Below are 15463 nucleotides of genomic sequence, written 5' to 3'. Positions count from 1 at the left end.
AAAAAGTTAGCGTCTTTGTAATCGATATACTTGATACCGTTCTTTTTGAAACGGCAATATTTTTTACGTGTATCCTCTACTTTAGGGGCGGTAACGTATTTAATCTGATCATTTGCCATTAGTGTGCTGCCTCCTCTGTTTTAGGTTTTTTGTTGAAAGCACCACTGCGTTTCTTGTCATTGTAAGCAATGGCATGTTTATCTAAAGCAATGGTAAGGAAACGTAAAACGCGCTCGTCGCGGCGTAATTCTACTTCCAATTTGTTAATTAAATCACCCGGAGCCTTAAATTCAGTTAAGTGATAGTACCCTGTAGTCTTCTTTTGAATAGGGTACGCTAATTTTCTCAAACCCCAATTATCCTCCTGGATAATTTCGGCTCCGTTATCAGTTAAGAGCTTACTGTATTTGGCAATAGCCTCTGCAGCAACATCTACTGACAACAACGGGGTTAGAACGATCACAATTTCGTACTGTTGCATTGTTATACTTTGATTTTAAATAATTTACCCGCTATTACGGGGCTGCAAATGTACATATTATTTTGTAAAATAAGTATATCAGTATTTGATATTAATCTATTTTTTCAAAAATACAATTTCAGTGCAAGTTATTGCGGGATTTCTAGTGGTAAGTCAACAGTCTTAAGTCGCAAGTCTTAAGTCAAATTTTGTCTTTTTCTGACTTAGAACTCAAGACTTTCGACTCAAGACTAAGCGTCAATTCATGATTGACACGACTAAGTTCATCAACGCCTCTTAAATATTGGAATATTAATTATAAAGCTCCATACAATTAATTATCAATTATTGGCACTCAGTATTTTAATAATTATTTAACTTTTAGTAAAAATTGGTCATAACAATTAAATGATCCTTCCGTTATCAATCCGATATCATTTTGTTCTTTATTACAGTAAATTCTCAATTAATTGTGAGTTAATTGGTTTTACGCAGGTAAAATATCTTATTCGCAAAATTATGGAACATATGCCAACGGTACAGAAATATACAGAACCTTTGGCGGGTATCTGGCAGCAGGGCCAGATACAGACATCCCATTTAAAAAAGTACATCAAACGTCAATTTACCTGGAAGGTACAAGGCCATTGAAAAATAATTACAATATAGGATACGATATCGGCTATGATCGCGGGGGTTTATTGTATAATTCATTTGGAATTATATTCAAAGTATCCAAATCATTTTTATAAAATTTTTACTCTTGATTCATTTAATTTAATATACTTTAGGTTCCCAATTGATTTACAATAATTTTGAATTATGATATTAACAGGAATTGAAAAAGAAAGTATCATCCACACCATTGATGAGGATGATACTTATGTTGAGTTTTCACCGGCTGATGAAGATGGCATAGCTGGCGACTGGAACGATGAGGATGATGAAGACTTTGACGACCTGGCTGATGACGAAAACGATTTGCATGACATAATTGTTGAGGAAGACATTGAAGATCCTGATGATGATGACCACCTGCCGGATGACGACCTTTAATCAGCTTATTCTTCATAAAGATCCCTTTCCATTTTAATATCTCATTTTGCAAGCATTTCTGCAAGGTTAAAGCCTATGTGTTTATATGTTGCCTGTACAGCGGTGATGTATCAGGCTGATGAGTAAGTAAACAGAACACCCGTTATAACTTATTTTTTAGTTAATTTACATTTCAAAAAAACCGAAGGCCTTTTTATTTTGTTTATAGATCTACAACCATTCTTATGAGATCGATAAACGATTTAAAAACCAAACAAATAGTCTCCAACATTAGGAAGATCCGGGAATTCAGAAATTATACGCAGGATTATCTTTCTGCAAAACTCCGGATCTCGCAAAATGCATACAGTAAAATAGAGTTGGGCTACAGCAATGTTACCTTAAATCGTTTAATTGAAATTGCAGAAATACTGGAAGTTGAGCTTGCAGATCTGCTCTGCCTGGATGGTGAAGAAACCATCATACCAAAGCTATCGGGCCAAAAATTAAAACAGGGCGGCGGTTCGTTATAGTTTATTCAGTTCCTCTATCAGTATTTTACTCAGTCCGTTAAAATATCGCCTCACTCCAAAACCTATTACACTTTGTATGCCACGGCCGGCGTTTGTTATAAACACTTCATCGGCTTCGTATAATATATCCGGGCTTATCTGCGCTTCTGTTACCGGGATGTTATTATTTTTGGCGATATTGATGATCACCTGGCGCATAACCCCCTCAACACAGCCCTCGCTTAATGCCGGCGTATATAAATGCTTCTGGTACCATATAAATATATTCGAGCTGCTTGCCTCGCATAAGTTGCCATTTTGATTCAGCAAAAACACATCATCAAGCTTGTTTTGATTTTTGTAGATGCCTGCCATTACGTATATTAATGAATTGCACGTTTTTATGTTGGACAGGTAGTTGGTAGGCTTTGGCAATTCGGTATACATATCAACTATAAGGCCCTTGTCATTTAAGAAATAACGCGGCTCATCCATCGGCTGGATCTCCAGGCAGTAGCCCATTTTATTTTGCGACGGCGTGTATAAACCATCAGCATCCCTGTAAACGGTTAAGCGCAGGCGGCCATGTTTAATCTTATTTCTACGAGCAAGGTCGGCAGCTTTTTCCTTTAAAAACCAGGTATCCATTTGCGAGTAGCCGTCAATTTTTAGCGCTTTCATGCCCCGTTGTAAGCGGTCGGCATGCAGTTCCGGAAATTTAAGCTGCCCCTTCATCAACCGCATACTCTCAAACAAGCCATCGCCATACTTAAATGCACGGTTATTTAGTGCTACCAGTTTGGTATCAGCCGGAAGTATTTCTCCATTAAAATTGATGAATATTGGAACCATGTTTTAGATATGAGATGTTAGATATGAGACGTGAGATTTGAGATTAATTTAAATTGTATTATGTATTAACATGATTGCGCTTTTTAAAGTTGTTCCACGTGTTCCATCCGTTCCACGTTGTTCCAAATTGCTTTTTTTGTTCCACTTGTTTACATTGTACACACTGTTTCACGGAACACGACCACTCTTATCTTTCTGACTTCCGGACTTTATCGACTTTGGGACTTGTCTCAGATCTCAAATCTCACGTCTCAGATCTCACATACCGCCTCCACTTCTCCAAACCTGCTGCAAAATCATCAGGAAGCGGGGCTTCAAAATACAATTGTTTTTTTAGCGTTGGATGCAAAAAGCCTAATGATTGTGCATGCAATGCCTGCCGTGGCAATAGTTCAAAGCAATTTTCAACAAATTGTTTGTATTTACTAAAAACTGTGCCCTTTAAAATTTTATCTCCCCCGTAAGTAGCATCGCTAAATAAAGGGTGGCCAATGTGTTTCATGTGCGCGCGGATCTGGTGCGTACGGCCTGTTTCCAGCTGGCATTCAATCAGCGTAACATAATCCATCCGCTCCAAAACCCGGTAATGCGTTACGGACCATTTTCCTTTTTCAGGATCGTCATAAATAGACATTACCCTTCTGTCATTTACGCTGCGGCCAATATAACCGGTTACTGTGCCATCCTCAGGCAGGTCGCCCCAAACCAGGGCAATATATTTACGGGCTATTGTATGATCAAAAAATTGTTTGGCCAGCCAGGTCATGGAGCGCTCATTTTTGCTGATCAGCAACAAACCCGATGTATCCTTATCTATCCGGTGCACCAGGCCGGGCCTGCCATCATTGCCCGGCAAAGTTGGCAATTGCTGAAAATGATAAACCAACCCGTTTACCAGCGTACCTGTATAGTTATTGTAACCCGGATGCACTACCAGTCCGGCAGGTTTATTAACCACCAGCACGTCATCATCCTCATAAATAATATCCAGCGGGATGTTTTCCGGGTAAACTTCCGTATCACGCGGCGGATGCGGCAATACTACCGAGATAACATCAAGCGGTTTTACCTTATAGCTGGATTTGATAGCTTTATCGTTAACCAGTACGTTACCCAGCTCAATTGCATTTTGAATGCGGTTGCGTGATGCATTTTCAACCCGGTACATTAAAAACTTATCAATCCGCAAAAGCGATTGCCCTTTATCAACAACTATGCGCAGGTGTTCATAAAGGTCCTGTTCTTCCTGCTCAATAAAACCGTTATCTTCAGTCATCCGGGCAAAAGTACTCGTTTTTTCAGATATTGATTAATCGTAAAACATGTAACCTTAAATATGCGTTAATATACCCATGAGAAAACTTTACAGTCTTTTAACCACAGTTGTTTTAATTGGTTTGGTTTCAGCAGCAAACGCGCAGGATGGCCTTTCAGGACTCATCAAATCAAGCCCGGCAGATGCTACAAAATTATTAAATTCCTATGCAATGCCATTGTTTAAAGGCCTGGGGGTTGATCAGAACAGTGGCTGGAACAACACCGCAGAAACAAAAAAGACCTTGCATTTTGACGTCCGGATCACGACATCGGTAGCCTTTATTTCATCAGCCGATAAAACCTTTGATGTAACCAAAATCGGGTTATCAAACCACGTACGGCCCGCTGATGCAAGCCAAACCATAGCCCCAACATTTGGCGGACAAAAAAATAATGGCCCGTTGCTAAATATTTATGATGATAACGGGCAAAAGGTTAGCAGCTTTAACATGCCTGCAGGTGTTATTTCGGTTATTCCGGCGCCGCAGGTACAGGTTACTGTAGGCCTGCCGCAAAATACCGATATCACCCTGCGCGCGATACCAAAGATTACCCTAAGTAACGATGTTGGCAGCGTCTCAATGATAGGCTTTGGCTTAAAACACGATATCATGCAGGACATTGCAGGTAAAACAGCCGGTAAACTGATCCCGTTTGACCTGGCCGTTGCTATTGGCTACAGTCATTTAAACCTGCGCAAGCCTTTAACGGTAAACCCTGACGATGGCGCGCAGCCTAAAGACAGCCAGCAAAGCACCGACTTTAGCAACCAGCACCTGGAAGGAAACTTTAATAGTTTTATGGGCCAGGTTATCATATCAAAAAAACTATTGGCATTTACTCCCTTTTTAGCTGTTGGGTATAATACCACCAGCGCCAATGTTACCGCTGTTGGCAACTACCCGGTAACAACCGGCGGCACGTTACTCGCCAGCACATATACCACGTTTACCAATCCCGTTTCAATTAGTGAAAATGTGGTTAGCGGGGCACGTGCAGATATTGGGTTCCAGTTAAATCTCGGCTTTTTCCGCGTTTATACCTCTTATACCCAGGCGCAATATAAATCTGTTAATGCGGGTATTGGGTTTGGGATGTAACCACGGGTTTAACCCTCATCGTTATGTTAAGCTTTTATTTACATTTGCTTAATGGATCTTAACCTCGAAATTTTTAGCCCGGTTCATCAAATTAAAAACCAACTGTTTGATGAACAGGGAATAAAGGTTTTTTTAAAACGGGATGATCTGATCCACCCCATTATCTCCGGCAATAAATGGCGTAAATTAAAATACATTTTAAAACGGGCACAGTCCGAAAATAAAACCCACCTGGTCACGTTTGGGGGTGCTTACTCCAACCATTTGCTTGCGACAGCGGCAGCAGCGGCAAAGTTCGGTTTTAAAGCTACGGGCGTTGTAAGGGGAGAGGAAGTAAATAATGATACACTTTTTCTTTGCCGTCTGCACGGGATGAATTTGGTGTTTACCGATCGTGAAAGCTATCGCGATAAACCCGCACTGTTTGATAAATACTTTGGCGATGATAATAATGCCTTTTTTATTGACGAGGGCGGCTCATCTGCCGAAGGTGCAAAAGGATGCAGCGAACTGATGGATGAACTAACTGAACCATACGATCATATTTTTTGCGCCTGCGGAACAGGCACCACTGCAGCGGGTATTATCAATGGCATTTATCAGCATAAACTTAACACACAATTTAATGCCGTGCCGGTATTAAAAAATGGCGACTTTATGAGGGGTGAGATTGATAAGTTTTTAAACACCCCAGCTCATTATGAATTACATACTGATTACCACTTTGGCGGCTATGGCAAAACTGATGAGCGATTAATCCAATTCATCAAAAAATTTATAGTTGAAACCGGCATCTTGATTGAGCCGGTCTATACCGGTAAAATGCTTTACGCGATATATGATCTTGCCGCTAAAAATTACTTTAAACCAGGCAGCAGGGTGTTGGCTATCCATAGCGGGGGGATCTGGGGCTTGCTGGGGATGAAGGATAAGTTTTGAAAATTCTTAATCAATTCATTTAATCATTTAAATAATTGTCCCCCAATAACATCATGTCATTGCGAGCGATAGCGCGGCAACCTCATACTATACAGAGCGAATAGAAAGGTGTAGAACTTGCATAGTTGCTAAACATTCGACGAGGTTGCCGCGCTACGCTCGCAATGACAAAATCTTATAATTGATTAACAAAACATCCACTTTATAATCCACCCCAAAATCAATAACTTTAACCATCCCAAACTTTAAATCCAGAACTGCCTGATTGTAAAGGTTTCTTCAAATCACTAATTCACTAATTCACTAACTCAATAATTCAATAATTCACCAATCCCCCTCCCCCAATATTAATGCAATTTAATGACATTGTTAATTCCGAGTTTTAACTTTTAAATTATAACTTTGCCGCTCATTAACAATCATGAGTGATTCGATTAAACATGAATGCGGTGTTGCATTCATTCGACTGTTAAAGCCACTTTCTTTTTACCAGGAAAAATACGGCACGGCCCTTTACGGCTTGAACAAACTTTACCTCTTAATGGAGAAACAACATAACCGCGGCCAGGATGGCGCCGGTGTTGCTACCATTAAACTGGATATTGAACCTGGCAAGCGCTACATAAGCCGACATCGATCGATGGCTTCGAATGCGGTTGCGGATATATTTGAATATATCCAGAAGAAATTTGCCGACATTCAGAAGGAAATGCCTGAAAAAATGGCGGATGCAGAATGGCTCAAAGAGCACGTAAGCTTTACCGGCGAAGTGTTATTGGGCCATTTGCGTTATGGTACCCATGGCAAAAACAGCATTGAAAACTGTCACCCCTTTTTGAGGCAAAACAACTGGATGACCCGTAACCTGGTTATTGCCGGTAACTTTAACATGACTAATGTTGATGAACTACTGCAGCAACTTTATGATCTTGGTCAGCATCCGAAGGAAAAAGCTGATACCATAACCGTTCTTGAAAAAATAGGCCACTTTATTGATACAGAAAACCAGGGCCTTTTTGATCAGTATAAACGGGAAGGACTTGATGACAACATCGAGATCAGCAAAATGATTGCCAATGATATGGATGTGGCCAAAATTCTTCGCAAATCTGCAAAGAATTGGGATGGCGGTTATACCATTGCCGGCATATTAGGCCATGGTGATGCCTTTGTAATGCGCGATCCTGTTGGGATCCGCCCTGCTTACTATTATTACAATGATGAAATTGTAGTAGCAGCATCTGAAAGGCCAGCCATACAAACAGCCTTTAATATTCCGATGGAGGACATTAAGGAAATAAGACCCGGCCATGCCCTTATAGTAAAAAAGAACGGCAAAATAAGTGAGGATATGTTTAGCGAGCCTGCAGAAAAAAAGGCATGCTCATTTGAGCGGATCTATTTTTCGCGCGGCAGTGATGCTTCCATATACCGTGAGCGGAAGCAACTGGGTCGTTTACTTTGCGAGCAGATCCTGGAAAATGTTAATCACGATGTTAAAAATACCGTTTTTTCCTATATCCCAAACACTGCCGAAGTTGCCTTTTACGGCATGGTTGAAGGTGTACATAAGTATATTAAAAAATATCAGCGCGATAAATTATTGAACCGCGACGATAAGATTAGTGAAGAGGAATTAACGGAGGTGCTTTCAATGGCGCCAAGGGTTGAGAAGATTGCCATTAAAGATGTTAAGCTGCGCACCTTTATTACGCAGGATGCCGACCGCAGCGAAATGGTGGCACACGTATATGATACCACGTATGGACTGATAAATAGAGACACCGATACGTTGGTTGTGCTGGATGATTCAATAGTACGCGGAACAACGCTTAAACAAAGCATCCTAAAAATACTTGACAGGCTGGGCCCTAAAAAGATAGTGGTGGTTTCTTCGGCCCCGCAAATCCGTTTCCCTGATTGTTATGGTATTGATATGTCGCGCATGGGCGAGTTTGTTGCTTTTGAAGCAGCAATCAGCTTGCTTAAAGATGCCGGTAGGGATGATGTGATCCTGAAGGTATACCAGCAGTGCAAGGATAGCGCAAAACTGCCTAAAGAAGAAGTTGAAAACTATGTAAAGGCCATTTATGAACCATTTACAGACCAGGAGATCTCTGACCGCATTGCACAGATCATTACCCCCAAAGAAATAAAGGCTGAAATAAAAGTGTTATATCAAACGCTTGATAATTTACATACGGCCTGTCCTGACCATAAAGGCGATTGGTACTTCTCAGGTAATTATCCTACGCCAGGCGGCAATAAGGTGGTTAACAAGGCCTTTGCAAACTGGATGGAAGGTAAAAATGCCCGCGGGTATAATTAAGTCTTGAGTCGATAGTCTTAAGTCAAAAGTCCGAAGTCATTATAGTTGATTTCGGACTTTTTATTTGCCTGATTTTTTTCGACTTTGGACTCAAGACTCCAAACTTATCCCCTCGGTCTTTTCGGATTAATGGCAACAAGATAATTGATATTATCGGTTAAAATACTTTTCTTATCAGGTACCTGGCCCTCATTAGCAGACGATTGTTTTAATCCTGATTTTGTTGAGTTAAACACCTGTAAAAGCATTTCGGGAAGTATTTTCATGGCAATTGCCGGATAATAATCTTTCTGCAACTTTGATCGTCCGCTGTCAGTAACCATGTTTAGCTCCCAGCTATCATCAGCTTTAAAGCCATGTTCTTTGGCAGCGTTCATTAAATCGTACAGGTACATCCGGGTTTGAAGCTCTACTGTTTTTTCGTTCATGTTACGTTATTTTTTACCGTTTGACTCGGATTTTGATCCTTTTTCTGACTGGTATGATGATACCTTTTTATTTGCGTTTACGGTAGGCGCTTTTTTAACCTCTTTAACCGTTTTTCTGTCTTTGCTCATTGTGTTAATGATTTAGTAATTTATTTTTAGTGGATATTATTATTGCCGGCAAAATGACATAAGACATAGTTACCGGGGAATTCTATTTTGATACGAAAGCGCTAAGGTTAATTAGTACTATAACGTATTTAATGATGTATTATTAGCCGATACGAAAATATTACCCGGACAGAAATAGGACATTGCTTAAACGCAGCTATAGCAGTTAAAACAGAATTTCTTAAAGATAGCTTTTATAAAGCAAATTTGGAAATTTTATTGCCTGGCGGAGTCGTGTCAAATTCTATTCTGCGAAATTATTTACACCCCAAACTGCCTTAAATGATGATCAAGGTGTTTGTACTGCAGCGTATTCCATTCATCAACAGTTAGCGGACCGAAAAAAGGGTGGGGCTTTTTGGTTAGTACATCCGGCCCGGCGGTAAATCTTTTAACACATTCAATTAAAACTGCCTTTTCGATTTCAAAATCTCTTTTATCTAAAATTTTAGCCTCTTTCATAGTTGGCAGGTTATGTGTAAATGGCTGCTCATTTACCAGCTTTTTCTTGGCCATACCACCAAATAATAAACCTATTAAACCACCTTTAGTATTTAATTCTCCAAAAGCCACTTTCACAGGCACCTGGCAATGGGCCAGCATTTGAGCCGCATTCATTTTGCCCCACAAAGCAGGCGTTGATGGCGTAAGCTTATTAATACGCTCAATAAATAAAGCGTTTACATCAGGGCTAAATACACTTTCCATAACAAGGTCTAATAATGGTTTAAATATAATTAAAAAGGATATTCATAAACCATTTTATCACGCCAATTTTTATACAACTGACTAATGACTAATGACTAATGACCAATGACCAATACCCTACGCTCCCGGGGGCGAGAAAACAAAATGGGTAACCAGCTTATCAAGCAGCACAAGCGAAGCAATGATAAGTGCTACTCCGGCAACCTCGTTAAGGCGGTGCACAAACTTTACAGAGATCCTGTCGCGAAGTTTATCGGCATAAAAAGCCTTGATAGTATCAAGGCCGAATTGCACCACAAGGATGGTTAGGAACATTATAGCAATTTTCACTGACCGGTGCTGAACCCCTTCATGATATACCGTACTTGCTGCGCCTATTACTATTGTCCAGTGGAATAGTATGGTAGGATTGAAAATGCACATCACAAAACCTTTTAAAAAATATCCGGCGCGATGCAGTTTAGTAGGTATGGTGTTTTTATAATTTATTTCAGACTTTTTAAACATGTAGTATATTCCTATTGCAAACAAAATGGCGCTGCCAAATATGCCCGCATAGGTTTTATCGTGAGCTGTAATATCAAAATATTGCGAGCCGAATAATATAGCGCCAACAAATACCATATCACTGCAAACTACACCCAAAGCCAGTGCAACGCCCGCGTGGAAGCCTTTTTCAATACTGGTTTTTATTAAAGCAAAAAAAACCGGGCCGGTTAAAAACGTCAGCACTAAGCCAAACCCAATACCCGAAATAATAGCTTCTATCATTAATTAAGGCTTATGTGCCGTTCAATTTTAAAAAAGGCAGCACGAATATGCAATTTTATATGTTAAACAACCAAACTTAAAATTGTGATTTATTAATTTAAAAATATAACAGAATTGCAAAAAATAGCTATGTTTAGAGTTTTAAAATATACCTTTTGTATAACCTAATTAAACAATGGAACAAAAAAACACAAAAAGTTACGGTACAGCATTGTACACAATCATTACTGTATTTTTCTTTTGGGGCTTTTTAGCAGCCTCCAATGGTATTTTTATACCCTTTTGCAAGGCGCATTTTAATTTAACCCAGTTTGAATCGCAGCTAATTGACTTTACTTTTTATGGCGGTTACTTCATTGGTTCGCTTGGATTGTATTTTGCTTCTCAGATAACGAAGGTTGATATCCTTAATAAGCTGGGGTATAAAAATGGTATTATTTATGGACTAATTTTATCAGCAGCCGGCGCCCTTTTAATGGTACCTGCGGTTAATTCGGGTTCATTTGGATTTATTTTAGGAGCCTTTTTTGTTATAGCACTTGGATTTTCATTACAACAAACTGCTGCCAATCCGTTTGTTATTGCACTCGGAACACCAGAAACAGGTTCTAACCGTTTAAATCTTGCGGGCGGGGTAAATAATTTCGGTACGTTATTAGGTCCGGTTATAGTAAGTATTGTATTGTTTGGCAGTGCAAGCAAATTAATACCCGCTATTGACGTTAAAATAACTGCAATTAATAACTTGTACTTCATATTAGCAGGCCTTTATGTAGCAGTTGCTATCTTCTTTTGGATCTCAAAACTACCTAAGGTAACCAGCGATGAAAAGATTGAGGCAAGTCATAAAACGAATTTTCCTTTATTCATCATATTTATTGCTTTTTGCTTGGTTCTGGCTGCCGGCCCGTTAAGCGATTACACTCACATTGCCAAAGCTTACTTCGTTTATGCATCTTTAGCAATAATCCTGATAACCCTTATTCTATCATTAACATCGGCCGGTAAGAGCAAAGAGGGCTGGGGCGCGATGCAATACCCGCAGTTAATTTATGGAATGATAGCCATATTCACTTATGTAGGTGTTGAGGTAACCATTCAAAGCAATATGGGTTCGTTGCTTAAAACACCGGAATTCGGCAATTTTACTGCAGCTGAGATAGCGCCTTATATTTCATTATACTGGGGAAGTTTAATGATTGGCCGATGGACAGGCGCAATAGGCGTTTTTGACCTGTCTAAATTGACAAAAAATATCCTGACAGTTATTGTCCCGTTCTTTGCATTCGGAGTAGTACTGCTTGTTAATTACCTTAGTGGTACCAATGTTAGTAATTTGTATATCTATGCATTATGTGTGGCAATTTTAGTAATAGGCTTTTTTGTGGGTCAGCAAAAACCTGTACGTACTTTAACCATTTTTGGTTTATTAGGTGTAATAGCTATGATAACCGGATTGTTGACTACAGGCAGGATTGGCTTATTTGCGTTCATTAGTGGTGGCTTATGCTGCTCAATTATGTGGCCATCAATTTTTGCGTTGGCTATTGCAGGTTTAGGAAAATACACCAGCCAGGGTTCCGCATTTTTAATTATGATGATACTGGGTGGTTCTATTATTCCTCCTGTACAAGGTATATTAGCTGATACTGCCCAAAGTACTTTTTCAGGCATGAGCGGCATCCATTTTTCATACATAATACCGGTATTTGGCTTTGCCTACCTCGCATTTTTTGCTTGGAAAGCTGGCGTCGAATTAAAGAAACAAGGTATTGATATTGACCATATAGACGCCTCACGCGGACATTAATATTTTAGAGATCAGAGGTTAGAGATCGGAGATTAGTTGAGATCTTCTAACCCCTGACCACTAACCTCTGATCAAATATGACTAAATTAAGTTTCGACCATATTTTCATGAACCTGGCAACCGACCTGGCTAAGCGCTCACACTGCGTTAAAGCCCAGGTCGGTGCCGTTTTAGCTAAGGACACCCGCATTATCTCAATAGGATATAACGGCCCTCCGGCACATACCCACAACTGCGATGAGGAATGGCCAGGCATAGGTTGTCCCCGCGATTCAAAAGGGAGCTGCTCCCTCGCCCTGCATGCCGAAGAAAATGCTATACTGTATGCTGTAAAAAACGGCGCTAATCTTGAAGGTGCAACGCTATATACTACCTTATCGCCATGCCTGCCCTGTGCACGCCTTATTTTTTCGGCAGGGGTTAAAAAAGTATTTTTCGATAAATCGTATGCAGCCTATAAAGGGCTTGCAAGCGATGAGGGCGTTGATTTTTTAAATAGATTTGGGGTAAGTGCGGTGAGGTTCTCTGAGGGTGATTAGAGATCGGAGGTAAGAGATTAGTTATTTATAGTCAAATTCAAGATTTTGCAACATTTCAATCTAATCTCCAATCAATAATCTCTAATTATCTCCCTTCAAGGAAGGGTTTAACTTTCTCTAAAGCAAAATCCAACTGCTGTTCAGGTGTAAGGTTAGTATTATCTAATATTATAGCATCTTTAGCACGTACCAGGGGGCTTTCCGTTCGGGTGGTATCCTGGTAATCACGGTGGGCTATATTTTCAAAAACTTCCTCTAAAGTAATATCGGGGTTTTTAGGCAGCATTTCTTTATAACGTCTTTCAGCTCTTACTTTTGGATCTGCGGTCATAAAAATCTTAACCGGGGCATCAGGGAACACGGCTGTACCAATATCGCGCCCATCCATCACAATATTTTTTGACTTACCCATCCTTTGCTGCTGTTTCACCATTTCCTTGCGTACCTCGCGGATAGCCGATACCGCGCTTACCGTTTCAGAAACAGGCATTAGTCTTATCTCGTCAGACACCTCTTCATCATTTAGGGTGATATGTGTTTGATAGTCGCGCGAATGGAAGTTTAAATGGATCTTTTTCAGCGCGTCAGCAATCTGTTCGTGATCATTAAGGTCCACATTGTTCCTTAAAAAATACAGCGCCACAGCACGGTACATTGCACCGCTATCAACATAAATAAAATGAAGTTTTTTTGCTAAAGCCTTAGCCAAAGTACTTTTTCCGCACGATGAATAGCCATCAATGGCAACTATGATGTTGTTACTCATGAGCAGCTAAGTTAATAAAAAGTTGATTAAGTGAGCTGTTGATTGGGTTGATTAAGTTGTCATTATGCAAATTATAACCACTCACTTAATCAACTCAATCAACCTAATCAACTAATTCACTAAATTCGCCCATGAATTTTACTAAAGCTGACCTGCAAAAAGAAACTACTTATAAAGCGTCCCGCAGCGGCGGCAAGGGCGGTCAAAACGTTAATAAGGTATCAAGCAAGGTTGAATTACTGTTTTCAGTAGATAACTCATTGCTATTTACTGATGAGGAGAAGGCTTTATTGAATGATAAGCTGCAGTCGCGTTTAAATAAGGATGGCCTGGTACAGGTAATTTGCGATGAAGAGCGCAGCCAGTATTTAAATAAAGAAAAAGCCATTGAAAGGCTAACCGTATTATTAACTAAAGCGCTGCATAAACCTAAAACCCGGAAAGCAACCAAAGTAAGTAAAGCAGCAAAAGCCGCACGCCTTGAATCAAAAAAAATAAACTCAGCTAAAAAAGAAAGCAGGAAGAGGAGTTTTGGTGAAGGTGATTAAAGATTAGTTTATGAATAACGGCCTTATGTTTCGTTAAAAATAACTTAAGTTATATAGGAGAGACCAGAGATTAGTTTCTTTAAATACCGAATAATGAAGGTTAGAAAAACGACTAAAAAACTAATCTCTAGCCTCCAATCACTAATCTCTCTAATTAAACCTATATGATAATGTTACACTCCCCCATTGTTCGGACCGTACCATTTCTTTAACTTCTTTGGTATGAAATATGGCTGCGACATCAGCTACAAACCGGCCGGTTGTAAAAGCAACGCCAAATTGCTGGCTAAAAATAAAAGGCTCTTTATTACGGGTTATTTCAAGGCTATTTGGGTCATTATGCTTATCAAATAAACCCCCCTGTATAGTGGCATCATAAGCTACATAATTAAAAAGCGGCTTGTAATAAAAAAATATTTCGTGCGTATGAAGCGGTGCTACTGCCTGATTCCTTATAGCGGTACTTTGCGTACTTACCGAGTTAAACAGCTGGTTAAATGATCCAAACCTTACCAGCGGACCAACACCGGCACCACTAAAGCCATTCCCTAAATTTAAATAGCTTGCCAATGAAATATCAATCCACCCTCCCCTTGCTATCAGCTTGTTATATTCGGCAGAAAGGTTTAGCTGTACTTCGTTACGGATTTGAAATTCCCATCCGCTTGGGTGGTAAAAACCAAAATTATCATGTACATAATCCTGCACCTCTTTACCAAGTGCGCCCGGTCCTATAATACCCAATTGAGCGCCAACTTTTAAATTACTTTCATCTTTATACAAAAAATTCAGGGTTGCACCCACATACAGGTAGGCGGCAAACGGCCGGTCTACTAATAAAGGCTGATCGGCTTCCCGGTAAAATACACTCCCGCTTTGGGGGTTATATATTTTTTGACCGGTTTCAAAACCAAGCACCTTATTAAGCAACCTGGTGCTATCGCCGCCTTTAACTTTTAAAGCATGCCTGTAGTAAAAAAAAGCACCATCGGTATAGTACCTGTCTGATCCCTGTAAAAGGTAAGAATCGTTATCGGTTCTGGCACCTATTTCATTACTATGTGATTGTGCGAAAACGTTTACAGCACAAAAAAAGCCTATAAGGAAAGTCAATAATTTAATTCTCATCCGGTTTTTTGGATTAACCGCGCCTAAAATAGCAAAAGCCCCGATAATTCAGG

The 15463-nt window shown here is 39.9% G+C and carries 17 protein-coding genes and 1 pseudogene; 8 read left to right on the top strand and 10 right to left on the bottom strand.

Going from position 1 to position 15463, the window contains the following annotated elements:
- Positions 1–119 (bottom strand): annotated as a pseudogene (locus tag JWQ54_RS12755) (30S ribosomal protein S18); the annotation flags it as partial.
- Positions 119–481 carry a 30S ribosomal protein S6 gene (gene rpsF / locus JWQ54_RS12750; RefSeq protein WP_299585244.1) on the bottom strand — a complete coding sequence of 121 codons (363 nt, stop codon included), beginning with the start codon at positions 479–481 and terminating at the stop codon, positions 119–121. The gene rpsF and the pseudogene JWQ54_RS12755, both read right to left, overlap by 1 nt.
- Positions 482–1282: 801 nt before the next feature.
- Between rpsF and JWQ54_RS12745 the strand changes: the two genes are divergently transcribed.
- Together JWQ54_RS12745 and JWQ54_RS12740 are read left to right on the top strand one after the other, a co-directional pair.
- On the top strand, positions 1283–1516 hold the full coding sequence (locus tag JWQ54_RS12745; RefSeq protein ID WP_299585242.1) for a hypothetical protein: 234 nt from the start codon (positions 1283–1285) through the stop codon (positions 1514–1516).
- Positions 1517–1740: 224 nt separating this feature from the next.
- Positions 1741–2028 carry a helix-turn-helix domain-containing protein gene (locus JWQ54_RS12740; RefSeq protein WP_299585240.1) on the top strand — a complete coding sequence of 96 codons (288 nt, stop codon included), beginning with the start codon at positions 1741–1743 and terminating at the stop codon, positions 2026–2028.
- Here the strand turns inward: JWQ54_RS12740 and JWQ54_RS12735 are convergent.
- Positions 2023–2859, bottom strand: a complete 837-nt coding sequence (locus JWQ54_RS12735; RefSeq protein WP_299585238.1) for an aminotransferase class IV — start codon at positions 2857–2859, stop codon at positions 2023–2025. The two genes, JWQ54_RS12740 and JWQ54_RS12735, sit on opposite strands and share 6 nt — an antisense overlap.
- Positions 2860–3103: 244 nt before the next feature.
- Entirely contained in the window at positions 3104–4135 is a 1032-nt protein-coding gene (locus JWQ54_RS12730) for an RluA family pseudouridine synthase (RefSeq protein WP_299585236.1), read from the bottom strand.
- Between the two features lie 76 nt (positions 4136–4211).
- On the opposite strand from JWQ54_RS12730, the gene JWQ54_RS12725 reads away from it, so the two are divergent.
- The 3 genes from JWQ54_RS12725 to JWQ54_RS12715 all read left to right on the top strand — a co-directional run bounded on the left by JWQ54_RS12725 (position 4212) and on the right by JWQ54_RS12715 (position 8544).
- The gene (locus JWQ54_RS12725; protein WP_299585234.1) at positions 4212–5276 is read left to right on the top strand and encodes a DUF6588 family protein; all 1065 of its coding nucleotides are present in this window, start codon (positions 4212–4214) and stop codon (positions 5274–5276) included.
- Between the two features lie 51 nt (positions 5277–5327).
- Positions 5328–6215 carry a 1-aminocyclopropane-1-carboxylate deaminase/D-cysteine desulfhydrase gene (locus tag JWQ54_RS12720; protein WP_299585232.1) on the top strand — a complete coding sequence of 296 codons (888 nt, stop codon included), beginning with the start codon at positions 5328–5330 and terminating at the stop codon, positions 6213–6215.
- A 421-nt stretch (positions 6216–6636) separates the two neighbouring features.
- Positions 6637–8544 (top strand): class II glutamine amidotransferase, encoded by a 1908-nt coding sequence (locus JWQ54_RS12715; RefSeq protein ID WP_299585230.1) that lies wholly within the window; start codon positions 6637–6639, stop codon positions 8542–8544.
- 104 nt (positions 8545–8648) lie between these two features.
- Here JWQ54_RS12715 and JWQ54_RS12710 read toward each other — a convergent pair whose 3' ends face one another.
- From JWQ54_RS12710 to JWQ54_RS12695, 4 genes are all read right to left on the bottom strand, one after another.
- Positions 8649–8972, bottom strand: a complete 324-nt coding sequence (locus tag JWQ54_RS12710; RefSeq protein WP_299585228.1) for a hypothetical protein — start codon at positions 8970–8972, stop codon at positions 8649–8651.
- 6 nt (positions 8973–8978) lie between these two features.
- On the bottom strand, positions 8979–9101 hold the full coding sequence (locus JWQ54_RS12705; protein WP_299585226.1) for a hypothetical protein: 123 nt from the start codon (positions 9099–9101) through the stop codon (positions 8979–8981).
- Between the two features lie 300 nt (positions 9102–9401).
- Positions 9402–9848, bottom strand: a complete 447-nt coding sequence (locus tag JWQ54_RS12700; RefSeq protein ID WP_299585224.1) for a DUF1569 domain-containing protein — start codon at positions 9846–9848, stop codon at positions 9402–9404.
- 117 nt (positions 9849–9965) lie between these two features.
- Positions 9966–10619, bottom strand: a complete 654-nt coding sequence (locus tag JWQ54_RS12695; RefSeq protein WP_299585222.1) for a LysE family transporter — start codon at positions 10617–10619, stop codon at positions 9966–9968.
- Positions 10620–10794: 175 nt separating this feature from the next.
- Here JWQ54_RS12695 and JWQ54_RS12690 point away from each other — a divergent pair, with 175 nt between their 5' ends.
- Positions 10795–12429: an MFS transporter gene (locus JWQ54_RS12690; RefSeq protein ID WP_299585220.1), complete on the top strand. Its 1635-nt coding sequence runs from the start codon at positions 10795–10797 to the stop codon at positions 12427–12429.
- 77 nt (positions 12430–12506) lie between these two features.
- A complete protein-coding gene (locus JWQ54_RS12685) occupies positions 12507–12968 on the top strand; it encodes a dCMP deaminase family protein (RefSeq protein ID WP_299585218.1) in 462 nt (153 codons plus the stop codon).
- An 85-nt stretch (positions 12969–13053) separates the two neighbouring features.
- Here the strand turns inward: JWQ54_RS12685 and cmk are convergent, their stop codons facing one another.
- Positions 13054–13734 (bottom strand): (d)CMP kinase, encoded by a 681-nt coding sequence (gene cmk, locus JWQ54_RS12680; protein ID WP_299585216.1) that lies wholly within the window; start codon positions 13732–13734, stop codon positions 13054–13056.
- 131 nt (positions 13735–13865) lie between these two features.
- Between cmk and arfB the strand changes: the two genes are divergently transcribed.
- Complete coding sequence (gene arfB, locus JWQ54_RS12675; RefSeq protein WP_299585214.1) at positions 13866–14282, top strand: alternative ribosome rescue aminoacyl-tRNA hydrolase ArfB; 417 nt, start codon at positions 13866–13868, stop codon at positions 14280–14282.
- A gap of 150 nt (positions 14283–14432) precedes the next feature.
- On the opposite strand, the gene JWQ54_RS12670 is transcribed toward arfB, so the two are convergent.
- On the bottom strand, positions 14433–15410 hold the full coding sequence (locus tag JWQ54_RS12670; protein WP_299585212.1) for a lipid A deacylase LpxR family protein: 978 nt from the start codon (positions 15408–15410) through the stop codon (positions 14433–14435).
- Positions 15411–15463 lie beyond the last annotated feature (53 nt).

Source organism: Mucilaginibacter sp. (assembly GCF_028288225.1).
Classification (GTDB): domain Bacteria; phylum Bacteroidota; class Bacteroidia; order Sphingobacteriales; family Sphingobacteriaceae; genus Mucilaginibacter.
This window is presented reverse-complemented; position numbering and strand designations above follow the sequence as displayed.

Coding starts and splice junctions, on each gene's coding strand:
- rpsF (WP_299585244.1), bottom strand. CDS start 481: ATGCAACAGTACGAAATTGTGATCGTTCTAACCCCGTTGTTGTCAGTA.
- JWQ54_RS12745 (WP_299585242.1), top strand. CDS start 1,283: ATGATATTAACAGGAATTGAAAAAGAAAGTATCATCCACACCATTGAT.
- JWQ54_RS12740 (WP_299585240.1), top strand. CDS start 1,741: ATGAGATCGATAAACGATTTAAAAACCAAACAAATAGTCTCCAACATT.
- JWQ54_RS12735 (WP_299585238.1), bottom strand. CDS start 2,859: ATGGTTCCAATATTCATCAATTTTAATGGAGAAATACTTCCGGCTGAT.
- JWQ54_RS12730 (WP_299585236.1), bottom strand. CDS start 4,135: ATGACTGAAGATAACGGTTTTATTGAGCAGGAAGAACAGGACCTTTAT.
- JWQ54_RS12725 (WP_299585234.1), top strand. CDS start 4,212: ATGAGAAAACTTTACAGTCTTTTAACCACAGTTGTTTTAATTGGTTTG.
- JWQ54_RS12720 (WP_299585232.1), top strand. CDS start 5,328: ATGGATCTTAACCTCGAAATTTTTAGCCCGGTTCATCAAATTAAAAAC.
- JWQ54_RS12715 (WP_299585230.1), top strand. CDS start 6,637: ATGAGTGATTCGATTAAACATGAATGCGGTGTTGCATTCATTCGACTG.
- JWQ54_RS12710 (WP_299585228.1), bottom strand. CDS start 8,972: ATGAACGAAAAAACAGTAGAGCTTCAAACCCGGATGTACCTGTACGAT.
- JWQ54_RS12705 (WP_299585226.1), bottom strand. CDS start 9,101: ATGAGCAAAGACAGAAAAACGGTTAAAGAGGTTAAAAAAGCGCCTACC.
- JWQ54_RS12700 (WP_299585224.1), bottom strand. CDS start 9,848: ATGGAAAGTGTATTTAGCCCTGATGTAAACGCTTTATTTATTGAGCGT.
- JWQ54_RS12695 (WP_299585222.1), bottom strand. CDS start 10,619: ATGATAGAAGCTATTATTTCGGGTATTGGGTTTGGCTTAGTGCTGACG.
- JWQ54_RS12690 (WP_299585220.1), top strand. CDS start 10,795: ATGGAACAAAAAAACACAAAAAGTTACGGTACAGCATTGTACACAATC.
- JWQ54_RS12685 (WP_299585218.1), top strand. CDS start 12,507: ATGACTAAATTAAGTTTCGACCATATTTTCATGAACCTGGCAACCGAC.
- cmk (WP_299585216.1), bottom strand. CDS start 13,734: ATGAGTAACAACATCATAGTTGCCATTGATGGCTATTCATCGTGCGGA.
- arfB (WP_299585214.1), top strand. CDS start 13,866: ATGAATTTTACTAAAGCTGACCTGCAAAAAGAAACTACTTATAAAGCG.
- JWQ54_RS12670 (WP_299585212.1), bottom strand. CDS start 15,410: ATGAGAATTAAATTATTGACTTTCCTTATAGGCTTTTTTTGTGCTGTA.